This is a genomic window from Paenibacillus sp. FSL K6-1330, assembly GCF_037976825.1.
Lineage (GTDB): Bacteria > Bacillota > Bacilli > Paenibacillales > Paenibacillaceae > Paenibacillus_AQ.
In genome coordinates, this window is record NZ_CP150269.1 from 6,432,412 (window position 1) to 6,445,644 (window position 13,233).

At 52.3% G+C, this 13,233-nt stretch carries 9 protein-coding genes and 1 riboswitch; of the genes, 4 read left to right on the forward strand and 5 right to left on the reverse strand.

Annotated elements, in window-relative coordinates; genetic code table 11:
- The first annotated feature begins 494 nt into the window (after positions 1–494).
- Together NYE54_RS29550 and NYE54_RS29555 are read left to right on the forward strand one after the other, a co-directional pair.
- The gene (locus NYE54_RS29550; RefSeq protein ID WP_339268100.1) at positions 495–1,625 is read left to right on the forward strand and encodes a virulence factor; all 1,131 of its coding nucleotides are present in this window, start codon (positions 495–497) and stop codon (positions 1,623–1,625) included.
- Positions 1,626–1,743: 118 nt separating this feature from the next.
- Positions 1,744–1,923, forward strand: a riboswitch (Lysine riboswitch).
- Between the two features lie 170 nt (positions 1,924–2,093).
- A complete protein-coding gene (locus NYE54_RS29555) occupies positions 2,094–3,485 on the forward strand; it encodes an amino acid permease (protein ID WP_244879126.1) in 1,392 nt (463 codons plus the stop codon).
- Positions 3,486–3,560: 75 nt separating this feature from the next.
- Here NYE54_RS29555 and NYE54_RS29560 read toward each other — a convergent pair whose 3' ends face one another.
- The 5 genes from NYE54_RS29560 to xylA form a co-directional block, all read right to left on the reverse strand.
- Positions 3,561–4,703: a transglutaminase domain-containing protein gene (locus tag NYE54_RS29560; protein ID WP_339268102.1), complete on the reverse strand. Its 1,143-nt coding sequence runs from the start codon at positions 4,701–4,703 to the stop codon at positions 3,561–3,563.
- Positions 4,704–4,810: 107 nt separating this feature from the next.
- Positions 4,811–7,162 (reverse strand): YcdB/YcdC domain-containing protein, encoded by a 2,352-nt coding sequence (locus NYE54_RS29565; protein WP_339268104.1) that lies wholly within the window; start codon positions 7,160–7,162, stop codon positions 4,811–4,813.
- A gap of 243 nt (positions 7,163–7,405) precedes the next feature.
- The gene (locus NYE54_RS29570) at positions 7,406–8,035 is read right to left on the reverse strand and encodes a bifunctional 4-hydroxy-2-oxoglutarate aldolase/2-dehydro-3-deoxy-phosphogluconate aldolase (protein WP_076325406.1); all 630 of its coding nucleotides are present in this window, start codon (positions 8,033–8,035) and stop codon (positions 7,406–7,408) included.
- Positions 8,036–8,191: 156 nt separating this feature from the next.
- Positions 8,192–9,688 carry a xylulokinase gene (gene xylB / locus NYE54_RS29575; RefSeq protein WP_339268105.1) on the reverse strand — a complete coding sequence of 499 codons (1,497 nt, stop codon included), beginning with the start codon at positions 9,686–9,688 and terminating at the stop codon, positions 8,192–8,194.
- A 210-nt stretch (positions 9,689–9,898) separates the two neighbouring features.
- Complete coding sequence (gene xylA / locus NYE54_RS29580) at positions 9,899–11,215, reverse strand: xylose isomerase (RefSeq protein WP_076325404.1); 1,317 nt, start codon at positions 11,213–11,215, stop codon at positions 9,899–9,901.
- Between the two features lie 367 nt (positions 11,216–11,582).
- Between xylA and NYE54_RS29585 the strand changes: the two genes are divergently transcribed.
- Positions 11,583–12,755: an ROK family protein gene (locus NYE54_RS29585; protein ID WP_339268107.1), complete on the forward strand. Its 1,173-nt coding sequence runs from the start codon at positions 11,583–11,585 to the stop codon at positions 12,753–12,755.
- Between the two features lie 152 nt (positions 12,756–12,907).
- Positions 12,908–13,111 carry a hypothetical protein gene (locus NYE54_RS29590; protein ID WP_076325402.1) on the forward strand — a complete coding sequence of 68 codons (204 nt, stop codon included), beginning with the start codon at positions 12,908–12,910 and terminating at the stop codon, positions 13,109–13,111.
- The last annotated feature ends 122 nt before the right edge of the window (positions 13,112–13,233 follow it).

A 13,233-nucleotide genomic window follows, 5' to 3' on the forward strand; every position in this document is an offset into this window, starting at 1 on the left:
ACCCTTTCACGGCGCCGTATAGCATTATGGCCGCAACAATAAAGCATAGAATCGCAAGCTTTCGCTCCTGCTTCCTGTGCATCCGTCAGCCTAGCCTCCTTTAGAGGTTGTTCAAAAAGCCCGCTTTTGATCACGAAGCGAATCAGGAAGCAGCTCGGCATCGAATCTTGAATTCAGCCGGGACTTCCGGTGCTCACGTACCCAAAACGTACGCTCCGCTCCTGACGTCCCTAGCTTCATCCAACCTTCTCGGTGCTGAAAATCGACCTTTTTGAACACGCACTTTAAGTATTCCAGCCCTTCTGCAAGGGCGCGGCCCTTCCACGCGTCATTCTCTTGAAACACACAAATGGCATATATCCAATCATTATCAGTTTTACAAACCTTCCCTCTTTTTATCCAAAGTCTGCTTATTTGGTTTGAATCCTTGCCATGATGTTTTTTCCTGCATGGAAAAGAGGTACAATAAGAGGATAAGGAGGCGAGATCATACCATGAAAATTACATTTATTGAACCAACCCCGAGCCCGAACTCCATGATGCTTCACCTTGACGAAACACTGGAGTCCGGGATTCGCAGAACATATACACTGGACAACGAACGGTCGGCTCCCCCCTGGATTAGGCAGCTGCTCCACATCCCAGGTGTAAAGAGCGTCTTTCATACCCTTGATTTCATCGCGCTCGACCGTAAAGGTAATGCCGATTGGCCTTCCATTCTGGGCGCCGTTCAGGAAATATTCGGTCAGGAGGGCCTTGCGGCCGGACTCCAAGAAGGTGCGGATGGTATCGCTTTTGGAGAGGCTCAAGTATTCGTGCAGTACTTCCGGAATATTCCGATGCAAATTCGTGTCAAAAGCGGGAATCAGGAAGAACGCATCGGTCTGTCGGAGCGCTTCGCCAAAGCGGTAGCCGCGGTGGGAACCACGACGCTCATCAAAGAACGCAAGCTCAAGGAGTACGGCGTTCGCTACGGCCAGCTGGAAGGCATCGCACGTGACGTAGAGCAGGAGCTTGAAGCTGCCTTCCCGCAGGAGCGCCTCGATAAGGTCGTTGCCCAGGCGATTGCCCACGGTGCCAGCGACGAGGATTTCGTCGAGCAGCGCCGGAAGCTGACTGACGAGGAAACCGAAGCCGCGCTGCAGAATGAGGACTGGCGCGTCCGTTATGCCGCGCTGGATGCACTGGAGCCATCCGAGAAGCATATTCCGCTTCTCCGCCAAGCGCTTCGGGATCCAAAGATGCAGATCCGCCGGCTGGTCGTCGTCTACTTGGGCGATCTTCGCACCCCTGAAGCGATGGAGCTTCTATATGAAGCCATGCGCGACGAAACACCGGCTGTTCGCCGTACCGCAGGCGATACGCTGTCCGATATCGGCGATGCTGCCGCTACCCCGGTCATGATCGAATCGCTCAAAGACAGCAGCAAAATCGTACGCTGGCGTGCGGCCCGTTTCCTGTATGAAGTGGGTACCGAGGAAGCCCGCTCCGCCCTGGAGGAAGCCGCCAACGATCCGGAATTCGAGGTTAGTCTGCAGGCACGAATGGCACTGGAACGCATCGAATCCGGCGAAGAAGCTGCCGGAACCGTCTGGCAGCAAATGGCCAAACGGAATCAATCGTAATCGTATCAACAGGACCACCTTCATACCGTAAAATTTAACCATTGCCTCTAACATGGAATGTGATTTATACTAGGACTCTCTTGTTAGAATTGAATATATAGATAGCCTCATCATTCCAAGATGAGGTAGAGGTTGCAGACATGATCAGTAGTTGTGCCGAGGCGAAGAGAAGCCGGTGAAGCATAGTGAAAGGCATGAATGCCGAAGTGCAGGGTATACTCTTGTATTCTGTGCTGGGGCCGTTGTCGAAAGAGACGGAACTGTCACGGGGATTTCCCCGTGTTGAGCTATCTTCATGGAGGGTATGGTGCGGATACGATAAAGACCGCAGGTATAATACCTGCGGTCTTTTTGTTTCAACAGGGTATATTTTAAATATCATTTCTTAATGTATAGAAGGAGTGTTCGATCTTGAATCGCAAAAAAGCACCAGCTGCTTCGCTGAAGCAGAGCTTTAAAGCCCGTCATATGACAATGATCGCCCTTGGCGGATCGATCGGTACTGGCCTGTTTCTGGCGAGCGGAACGGCCATCGCCTCTGCCGGCCCAGGCGGAGCGCTTATCGCCTACGCCGCGGTTGGCCTCATGGTTTACTTTCTGATGACCAGCCTGGGCGAGCTCGCTACGTATCTTCCGGATTCCGGCTCGTTCAGCACCTACGCCTCCCGGTTTGTCAGCCCTGCCTTCGGATTTGCAGTCGGCTGGAACTTCTGGTACAACTGGGCTGTTACCATCGCCGCCGAGCTCGCGGCGGCCACAGTTATTATTAAATTTTGGTTCCCGGACAGCCCGTCATTTCTGTGGAGTCTTCTATTCCTGGCGATTATGTTCGGCTTAAACTTTCTATCCGCCAAAGGATACGGCGAATCGGAATATTGGTTTGCTATCATTAAGGTGGCAACCGTCATTATCTTCCTCATCATCGGTGTCATGATGATATTCGGTATTCTTGGCGGTGAAGCCGTTGGATTCAGCACCTTTAACCTAGGCGATGGGCCGGTACACGGCGGGTTCTTCGCGCTGGTCGGCGTGTTCATGGCTGCCGGCTTCTCCTTCCAGGGAACCGAGCTGATCGGGGTCGCAGCCGGCGAGAGCGAAAATCCGAGAAAACATGTCCCTAAAGCCATCCGTCAGGTGTTCTGGCGCATCCTGATTTTCTATATTTTCGCTATTTTTGTCATCGGCATGCTGATCCCTTACACCCACCCGAGCTTGCTTCAATCCGGGGTCGATAATATCGGAGTCAGCCCTTTCACGCTGGTGTTTGAGAAGGCCGGGCTTGCCTTTGCCGCATCCGTCATGAATGCCGTTATTCTAAGTTCCGTGCTGTCGGCAGGCAACTCGGGAATGTATGCTTCAACCCGTGTCCTGTATGCCATGGCGAAACAAGGAATGGCTCCAAGATGGCTGAGCCGCCTGAACAGCCGCGGCGTACCGGTTGCGGCTCTAATCGTAACCTCTGCCGTAGGTATGCTGGCCTTCCTGGCCTCCTTCTTCGGCGATGGAGTGGTGTACGTGTGGCTCCTGAATGCCTCCGGGATGTGCGGATTCATTAACTGGCTGGCCATCGCCGTGAGTCATTACCGCTTCCGCAAAGCCTATGTCGCCCAAGGTAAAGACCTGAAGGAGCTGCCGTTCCGTGCACGCTGGTTCCCCTTCGGTCCCATCTTCGCCTTCCTGCTCTGTCTTGTAGCCATTATCGGTCAAGGCAATTTCAGCGGGGAGATCGATTGGTTAACGATCATTGCCACTTATGTCAGCATTCCGTTGTTCCTCTCCATCTGGTTCGGCTACCGCTTGATTAAGAAGAGCCGCGTCGTTCCATTGGACGAGTGCGATTTAAGCACGAACGTCAAATAATATAGATCAGACATACCAAAAGCAGCTTCCCTCCCATACTTGGGAACGGAAGCTGCTTTTTTTGATGCGGACATATTACCAAATAATCTGCACTCTCAGATCATCGGTGTTCTCAAACGCATGGTGATAGTATTTGATGGAGCCGAGATTGCTCTTCATCTGCACTTGCTGGAGCACATTCACAAGCTCTCGCTCGCTGCCGTCAAACCGGAACACCAGCTTCTGGCTGCCTTCAGCCTTTGCAGCTTTAACCAATGGTTGGAGCTGTGTATAGGAGCTGACGATGGAACGGGCATCATAGAGCTGATATTCCAGATCCCGTTTCAATTGTTCGTATACTCCGGCTCTCGAACGATCCTTTACGGCAAGCCCTGACAGCGTGTTGCGGTAAAGGGTGCTCGCCTTCGGATAGGATTTGACCCAGGTATGGTCACGGCCCATCTGTTCATCCGTCCGGAGGTAGTACGTATAGGATACCTCGTTGTCGCGATCCGGCACGGGATCGTTCCACGTCGTGTCCAGATGGTACCATTTGCCGTCCAGAAGGACCAGATTCCAGGCATGGAGCTGGCCCTTCGGATTATCGGAGGCATAAGCCGTGCCCTCCACAATTTTGTTCTGGATTCCGGCTTCCTTGAGCAGTTTATGCGTTAACAGGGAATAGCCCTGGCATACTGTGCTTCCGGTATAGAGCCCGTCATAGGCCGTATATTTCGTAAGCGTGGTATCGTATTTCAAGTTCCGGACAACCCAATCGTGGATGGCTTTCACCTTCTCATGATCATTCATGCCCGGCTTGATGATCTGCTTCAAAATGCTGTCGGCATTCTGGTTCACATAGTTCGTCTGCTCCGCAGTCTCGCGATAACTCAACCGAACCGTGACATTGGCGGAACTGGATGTCCCACGATAGTCGTAGCTATAACTAGCAATAGTGTAATGAATATAGGGATCACTGGCCATTGCCTGATCAAGTGCATCTTTAAGCTGCGATTTCAGCGATTGGGTCTCCCCCTGGTAAACAAATCGCACCGTCGATTGCCTATCGCTCATCGCTGTCAGCAGTTTCTGCTGAATCCCATTGACCGACTTCACGACCGCTTTGTTGGAGGTGGCATAGACATCACTGAGATTAGCTGGTTCAGGTACTGCTGCAACGGTTACCGCCAAAGACCCTATGAACAGTAATTTAACGATTGTTCCTCGGCTTCGTTTCATCGGTACACCCGCCCTTCATCTTCCTCATCCGTATGCACCATTATTGTAACACATAACATCAGGGCTTAAGGGTTCTAGTTTTGTCGACCGGGCACGAATATCAAATACTACCAATAAAATGAGGACAGGAAGGAATCGCTACGTCCCGCGAGCTTCGACATGCGAACCAGAACCTCTGCAGCCTCTGCACGCGTCACCTCACGCTCCGGCAAGAACTTGCCATCAACTGCAGGCAGAAGACCCAGCTTGAGAGCAATCAGGGCTGCTCCTTTGTTAGTGATGGCGTCGGCATCCGATATCCCTTGCACGTCAGTTGGAAGGATAAAGGCTTTGGACAGCTTCTCATAATTCAGGATGCGGGTCAGCGAGCTTGCCAGTTCATCCCTTGTCAGCTTGCCGTCCAGCTGCAGCGGGCTGTCCGGATCATAAGGGATCCAGTTCTGCCCAATCAGCACCTGAATGGCCTGGTAATACGGATGGTCCGGCTGTAAGCCTGCGTATGGATCCATTGTAGGTCTTCCATACAGCTGCTCATAGGACGGGCTTACCGAAGCCGCCACCAGCTGATACCATTCGCCAAGGGAAATCTGGCGATCCGGGTATACCTTTCCGTCCTTGTCCGGAACCAGCACCCGATATTTCACCAGCTCCTTAAGAGCCGCTTCCGCATAATGCCCCGCCGTATCGGTAACCGCCGGAATATCCTTGCGGCTCATTTCGGGCATGATATCGCGCCATTCCCCGCTCTTGGCATCAAGCGGCACCGTTATGCCGCCGAAGGCCGCCTTTTTGTGTGTCGGATAATAAATCAGCTTGATGAAAGGCTTCATAACCTCATTACCGGCCATTGAGTAGCCACCATAGTAACCGTATTTCAACTTCAGATCAATTTCTTCCAGATATTTAGCTCTTGCCTGCTCCGCACTGATGGCCGGTTTTGCATCCGTTGGCAGTTTGGACAGAACGGCGTCCGAATTCACGCTAAAGCCCTGGATCTGCCCGTTGGCCTCCATCGTGAGGCTCAGGGAATCGCCCATGACGCGAATATCACCGACATAGCGTTGGAATGAAAATTGGTAGCTGAGGGTTTTAGTGTCTTTGCCCATTTTTTCAACCGATGTCAGCTTCCATTCCTCTGCGGCATGCGGCACCAGCTTGCTTACCGTCTCGAATGCGAGATCCTGCGCAGCCTGCTGCGAAATCGGGTTCTTCACTTCCGCAGCCTCGGCCCGGTCAAAACGATATCGGTTGTACGAGTAAATCTGCCCGGTCCTGGCGTCCACCTCTGCGGATACCGTCTCCCCTCCGCCCATGGCGGAGAGCTTGTTTTCGCCCCAACTTATGTTCCACGTCTTAACCTCGCTGTTGTTCCATCTTGTACCCAGTCTCTTGGATTCGGTCTTTAAACCAGACGGGAGCTTGATCTGCGATTCCACCCATATGGCTGCTGCCTCTCCGCCAGCGAATGGAGCGGTGATTGGCTTAAAGGTTTCTTTGGATGCCGGAATCGCGCCATTCTCAACCGAGGTAAACCCGCTCTCTTCCCCTGAGAAACTAATGAACTTGCCTGTATTGGCATCCAGTGAATTGCCTGATTGATCATTAGGTATGTAACCTAAGAAATAATTGCCTTTGGCGTTGTTATATAAATTATCAGGTACATAGGCCAAGGATACCTGGAACTGATCTTCAAACACTTTACGGATGGAGGCCTCATTCCATTTCGGTGTGGATGAAGGAAACTCCTCATTGATTTGATTGCGGGAATAGTTCACGGTATTGCCCTGTCCGTCAAGCGTGATCGAGATGCTGTTCACATCCGATTCAATCCCGTTCACCGAGGTCTGGAAATAAAACTCAAACCGCGGCGGGCTGAACAATGCCGTCTGCATCCCGAGATAAGCCTCATTCTCCTTAAGCTCACTCGTCTTCACATCCGATACATGGCTGCCGATCCATTTCAGCGCCTTCTCCTTGGCTGCATCCCGGGTTAATACCGGTTTGTCGCTACCAGGGTTCATCAAAGAATGAGGGATATAAATGTTAAGAAGTTCCCCCGTGACCGCATTGACCTGGGCATTGAAGCCGGAGCTTGAATTCCCTTTGGTCAGTACCATTTGCAGATCCCAAGCTAGCGCGCTCGATCTCATGCCATCATTCTCCAGGAACTGCACGTTAGACACTTTCACGTTCTTGAGCTCCGGGAAAGCCTTCTTAATGATGTCTTCCGCCTGCTTGGATGAAATTTTTGCGCCATTCGGTGTTTCGTTATCCGTTACGCTCTCCGAACCGGTGTTATCGCTGCTAGTCACGGTAGTTACTGTATCGGATACAATGATTCCGCTGCCCGGAACGGAATTGTCTCCCCATACCGGCTGCGCCAAACAAAGCATGGCTGTAGCCGTAACCGCGCACACGGTCTTTTTTACCCTTACCTTCTTCTTACCCGATGGATTCACTTGATTCGCTCCCTTCCATTACTTGAACCTAACCATGCCTTACTTACACATGATGATATCCTTAACAAGTGCCTGTACACGGCAGCAATGACATAACCAAGCTACCTAAATAATACCATAACTTGTCTATATATTCCTTATGTAGTAAGCTTCCGAAACATAACCTGCATCGTTAAGGATGAACAAAGTGTAACTATTTCGATCCCTCTTCTTGCGAATTGGGAATTCCCTTTCGAACACATCTTAACCAAGCCGCGCCGCTTCAACAAAAGCCGCCGTGCGACGCTTGATCTCCTCCATATTGCCGGACACGAGGGCATCCTGCGGAAGCAGCGCGCTGCCTAAACCAACCGCTGCCGCGCCTGCATGAAAATAATCCGTAAGATTATCCAACGTAACTCCACCCGTTGCGAGCAGCGGAATGTGATTCAGCGGACCCTGAAGCTCCCGGATAAATGACAAGCCCAGACTGGCCATAGGAAACAGCTTCACGATCTCGGCCCCGGCTGCGTACGCCGCGACGATCTCCGTTGGCGTCATTGCCCCTGGCCATACATCAATTCCCTGCTCCAAAGCAAATTCGATGACGGAAAGATCCGTGTTCGGGGAAATCAGAAATTGAGCTCCGGCTGAGACCGCTTCCTTCGCCATCTCCACATCAAGCACGGTTCCCGCACCTATATATACAGCGCCATCATAGCGAGTACGCCAATCTTGGATCATATGTAAAGCACCTTCCGTATTCATGGTCACTTCCATGAACCGGATTCCGCCTTGGGTCAATCCTTCTCCTACGAAGTTCGCCTGTTCTCTCGTAATGCCCCGCACGATGGCAACAATTTTCTCGCGTTTGAGTTCAGCTGTCAGTTTCAATGTGTTCCCCCATTTCTATTTACACTTCCGGCACGTTCCTAAATCGCAAGGGCCGTAACTTCAGCCTGCTTCAAGTATATGCGGTCCGAAGCGTTCACGCAAAAAGAGCAGGCCCGGAAAACTGTCTTCCCGACCTGCTCTTTAACATCTATAAGGTTATCCGCGGAATTCAGACAGCTCTGCGCCGAGTTCACGCGTTGCTCCGTATACGCTTTGATAGAGTCCAAACAATTTATCATAGGCCTGAACCGCCTGCGGATTCGGAGAATACGAGCGTGCCGGCCGCAAAAACGCCTTTGCGCAGTCCTGAAGGTTCGGGAACCAGCCGCAACCGTAAGCTGCCAGCATCGCTGCACCCATAGCCGGGCCCTGTTCGCTTTCCAGCTTCACGATTTCAGCATTAAACACGTCCGCCTGCATTTGCAGCCAAGTTTCGTTCTTGGCGCCGCCCCCGATGGAAATAACGCGGTCGATCCGCTTGCCAGATGCGCGGAGGATATCGATGGATTCGCGGAGAGAGAACGTAATCCCCTCGAGTACCGAACGTGCAAAGTGAGGCAGCTTATGTCCGGCGTCCATGCCAATGAAGCTGCCGCGGATGGTGGCATCCGGATGCGGCGTGCGTTCACCGACGATATACGGCGTGAACAGCAGCCCTCCGCTGCCAGCCGGGATGCTTCCGATATCGCTCAACAGCGCGTCAAAGGAGATATCCGGCGCAAAGGTATCCTTGAACCAGGTCAGGCTGTATCCCGCTGCCAGAGTCACGCCCATGATATAGTAAGCGTCTTTCTCGCTATGATTAAAGAAATGAACCTTCCCTGCAAAATCCACCTCGCGACGCTCCTCATAGGACAAGACCACGCCTGATGTACCAATACTGCACATCGTCTGCCCTTCTTCGAGAATGCCGGCGCCGATGGCGCCGCAGGCATTGTCCGCCCCGCCGGCAAATACCTTCGTCTCTGGCAATAGAGCCGATTGCTTAGCGATCTCAGGAAGCAGAGTGCCGCACTCGTCGAAGGATTCGACCAGCGGTGGGCATAAGGTGTGCGGCAGCTGGAAGGCATCCAGAATATCGCTGCTCCAAGACTTGCCCGCCACATCCAGCAGCAGTGTTCCGGCTGCATCGGAATAGTCCATCGCGTATTGCCCAGTCAGGCGGAAACGCACATAATCTTTAGGCAGCAGGAACAGGGCAGCCTGTTCGAGCAGCTCCGGTTCAAACTCCTGTACCCATAGAATCTTGGGCAGGGTGAAACCTTCCAGCGCGCGATTGCGTGCAATCCCGAGTAGCTTCTCCTGCAGGGTCTCCTCGATGCGACGGCATTGTGCCGTTGTGCGCGTGTCATTCCACAGAATGGCCGGTCGCAGCACTGCACCCTCACCGTCTACCAAGACCAGACCGTGCATCTGGCCGGAAAAGCTTAACCCCTCAACCTCGGATGGGTCAATGTTGTTTCCGTTCATTAATTGCCGTAACGACAATACCGTTTTGTCCACCCAATCCTCCGGTCGCTGCTCGCTGTATCCCGGCTTCGGCTGGCTCAGCGGATACGACTCTGAATGCTCGGCGACAACCTTGCCGCTGCGATCCACCAGCACGGTCTTCACAGCACTGGTCCCCAAATCAACTCCGATAACGTAACTCATCTAAATCCTCCTTCGTCTCCTCATGAACCGAACATGAAAACATCGTTGGCATTTCTACCCCGGGCTCACGATGCGTGATCCGGAGCATGCTTGGATGACTGTCGACCCTAGCTCGCTATAGTTTGCTGTTTGAAATAAGTACACCGGCTTCCCTGAAGGGAGCCGGTGAAGGTTTGGATTTCATGATACAAGCACTAAAACGTGTATCGATTAATTGGCAAGAATGTACTGGTTCAGAATCGCTTTCAGCATTTCTTGACGTCCGGATTCGTTCTTGCGCGGAGACTCGTTGTTCAGCGCGTATTCTGCAAGAGAAGCCAGTGTAGCCTTGCCGGATACGACGTCTGCGCCGATGCCTTCACTAAAGCTGCTGTAGCGCTTCGCAATGAAGTCCTCGAATACGCGGTCTTCGATCAGCTTCGCTGCCACCTTCAAGCCTTTTGCGTAAGTATCCATACCAGCGATGTGCGCATGGAACAAATCTTCCGGCTCGAAGGACGGACGGCGAACCTTCGCATCGAAGTTCACGCCGCCGCGGCCGAGACCGCCGTTCATCAGCACTTCGTACAGTGTCAATGTCGCGTCGTAGATGTTAACCGGGAATTCGTCCGTATCCCATCCGATCAGCATATCGCCTTGGTTCGCATCGAGGGAACCGAGCATGCCGTTGATGCGTGCTACGCGAAGCTCATGTTCGAAGGTATGACCAGCGAGCGTGGCGTGGTTGGCTTCGAGATTTAGTTTAAAGTGCTTGTCGAGACCGTATTTTTGCAGGAATGCAATCGTTGTGGCCGCATCAAAGTCATATTGGTGCTTCGTTGGCTCCTTCGGTTTAGGCTCGATCAGGAATTGGGCGTCAAAGCCGATTTCCTTCGCATAATCAACCGCCATATGGAACAGGCGCGCCAGATTATCCAGTTCAAGGCCCATATCTGTGTTGAGCAGGGTCTCATAACCTTCGCGGCCTCCCCAGAACACATAGTTCTCGGCGCCGAGGCGTTTGCCGACTTCAAGGCCCTTCTTCACTTGCGCAGCCGCATGAGCGTATACATCCGCATTGCACGTAGTGCCCGCACCATGCATGAAACGAGGATTCGTGAACATGTTCGCCGTGTTCCAGAGCAATTTTTTACCGGTGGACTTCATGTGGTCTTCAATCGAATCCACGATTGTATCAATATTGCTGTAGAACTCACGCAGGCTGCTGCCTTCCGGTGCAATGTCCACATCGTGAAAGCAAAAATACGGAAGGTTCATTTTCTCCATGAACTCGAAACCTGCCTCAACACGTGCTTTGGCGAGGTCCATGCCGGAGTAATTCCCCCAAGGGCGAACCGCAGTGTCGGCGCCGAACGGATCCGAACCCCCTGCAGTCAATGTATGCCAGTAAGCCATGGCGAAACGGAGATGCTCTTCCATCGTTTTGCCGGCTACAACTTCTGTTGGATTATAAAATTTAAAAGCATAAGGGTTGGTTGATTGGCTGCCTTCGTACTCGACTTTGCTAATGTTGTTAAAATAGGCCATGAATAAATCCTCCTATACCTTGTTAAGGTGTGGTTAACGCTTACAAGGTTATCCTATCACAGGATTTCCACTTTGTCTATTGGTTAAACAAAGTTATTGCTTTACAACTTTTTCAAAACCGATGCCCCCTCCTATTAGGATTATTTTCTACTAAAGTTCAACATATCTCCGTTTGGCTTACTGCCTATGATTCTTCTAAATCCATATTCAAATGTTACGACGATGGAAACCACCGGGCTAAGGATTGTGAGTACCCGGGCAGCGTTACGGGCTGTTGCAATTTCGGGGCTTAGCCCCTAGACTATGAGCATATCAAGTCTCCAAAACTTATAATGATTAGAAAGCAAGACTAAAAGGATGAATACACATGGCGAATATTACCGGTGACCAGGCTCTGGTCAAAAAAATAAATACCTCCATTATTCTCGATACGATACGGCAGCACGCCCCTGTTTCCCGAGCAAAAGTATCCACGCTGACCGGACTGAACAAGGCTACCGTCTCCAATCTCGTACAGGAGCTGTGCAGCAACCACCTGGTCCAGGAGATCGGACCCGGCGAATCCAGCGGCGGCAGGAAGCCGCAGCTGCTGCTGTTTAACGGACAAGCTGGTTATGCCGTCGGCGTCGAGCTGCGCGTCAAGCAAATGACCGCCGTGCTTACAGATCTGGAAGGCCGGATTCTTTCCGAAGAGGATACCGCCCTTGAAGGACATGACGTGGAATCGGTGACGCGGCTGATGGTTAGCCTGATTCATGGCCTGATGCGGCAGGCTCCTCCCTCCCCATACGGCATCATCGGGATCGGCGTAGGCGTCCCTGGGATGGTTGACGGTGACGGCATCGTCCTCTTCGCTCCCAACTTGGGATGGGACATGGTGCCGCTGCAGAAGCAGCTCGAGCAGGAGCTGGGACTTCCCGTTACCATCGACAATGAAGCGAACGCGGGCGCCCAAGGCGAGCTGCGCTTCGGAGCTGGCCGGGACGCTCGCCATCTCCTCTATATCAGTGCTGGCAGCGGTATCGGCTCTGGCATTATCATCAATGGCGAGCTTTATAAGGGCGCCCGCGGATATGCCGGCGAAAGCGGCCATATGTCCATCGAAGCCGATGGACTGGAATGCACCTGCGGCAACCGCGGCTGCTGGGAGCTGTATGCCTCGGAGAAATCCTACGACAGCAAAGGCGCCGCTCTCCCGTCCAGGCGGACATCCGAGCTGATTCACCATGCAGAGCAAGGCCATGAGGAGACCATCCGGCATTTTGAAGAGCTCGGACGTTATCTCGGCGTTGGCATTACCAATCTTGTCAACGGATTCAATCCGCAATCGGTCATTATTGGCGGTCCGCTGTCCGACGCGCGGGCTTGGATTGAGGATACGCTGCGACAGGTCGTTGCCCAGCGCACGCTTCCCTACCACCGTGAGCTAATGGAGATCCGGTTCGCCGAGCTGGGCAGCCGCTCGACCATGATCGGTGCGGCTTACTCCGCCATCTCGCAATTTCTGGGGCCGATACGGGTCTCCATGCCGATTCATTAAAATTGACGATATTTTGTCGTAATTAACACCCTGCATATTAAGGAAATTCCCGCGATTTTCCGCTATAATTAATCTCGTCCTGTAATTTAAATCACGATTCTCCTCGTGGAGAAACGTGTGATCGTTATACAAAAGGGAGAGGAAACGCTCAAATGACCTATGTAAGCACTGCGGAAATATCGGCACAAATGTTTGTGACCATATTGCTGTTTCTCCTAGTTATCGCACCTTTGTTCAGTCTCGCCATCATGCGTTTTTTTCAAGGCAAGAAAAAAGTCGGTTTCATTCTCCTCGGCTCCGGCGTGGCTGCATACGTCGTATTCCAGATCATCATGAGTCTGTTTTTTAGCAAGTGAACATGATCTGAGCGAATGTTGGCAGCATAGGCTCGGAAGCTAAAAAAGCTCCTTCCCTGATTCAGGGAAGGAGCTTTTTATTCATATCATGAAGCAAGCGATCGGCTTGCCATGACGCCTGC

Excerpts from the sequence above, each read along its gene's own strand:
- NYE54_RS29550 (WP_339268100.1), top strand. The coding sequence starts at position 495 with ATGAAAATTACATTTATTGAACCAACCCCGAGCCCGAACTCCATGATG.
- NYE54_RS29555 (WP_244879126.1), top strand. The coding sequence starts at position 2,094 with ATGACAATGATCGCCCTTGGCGGATCGATCGGTACTGGCCTGTTTCTG.
- NYE54_RS29560 (WP_339268102.1), bottom strand. The coding sequence starts at position 4,703 with ATGAAACGAAGCCGAGGAACAATCGTTAAATTACTGTTCATAGGGTCT.
- xylB (WP_339268105.1), bottom strand. The coding sequence starts at position 9,688 with ATGAGTTACGTTATCGGAGTTGATTTGGGGACCAGTGCTGTGAAGACC.
- xylA (WP_076325404.1), bottom strand. The coding sequence starts at position 11,215 with ATGGCCTATTTTAACAACATTAGCAAAGTCGAGTACGAAGGCAGCCAA.
- NYE54_RS29585 (WP_339268107.1), top strand. The coding sequence starts at position 11,583 with ATGGCGAATATTACCGGTGACCAGGCTCTGGTCAAAAAAATAAATACC.
- NYE54_RS29590 (WP_076325402.1), top strand. The coding sequence starts at position 12,908 with ATGACCTATGTAAGCACTGCGGAAATATCGGCACAAATGTTTGTGACC.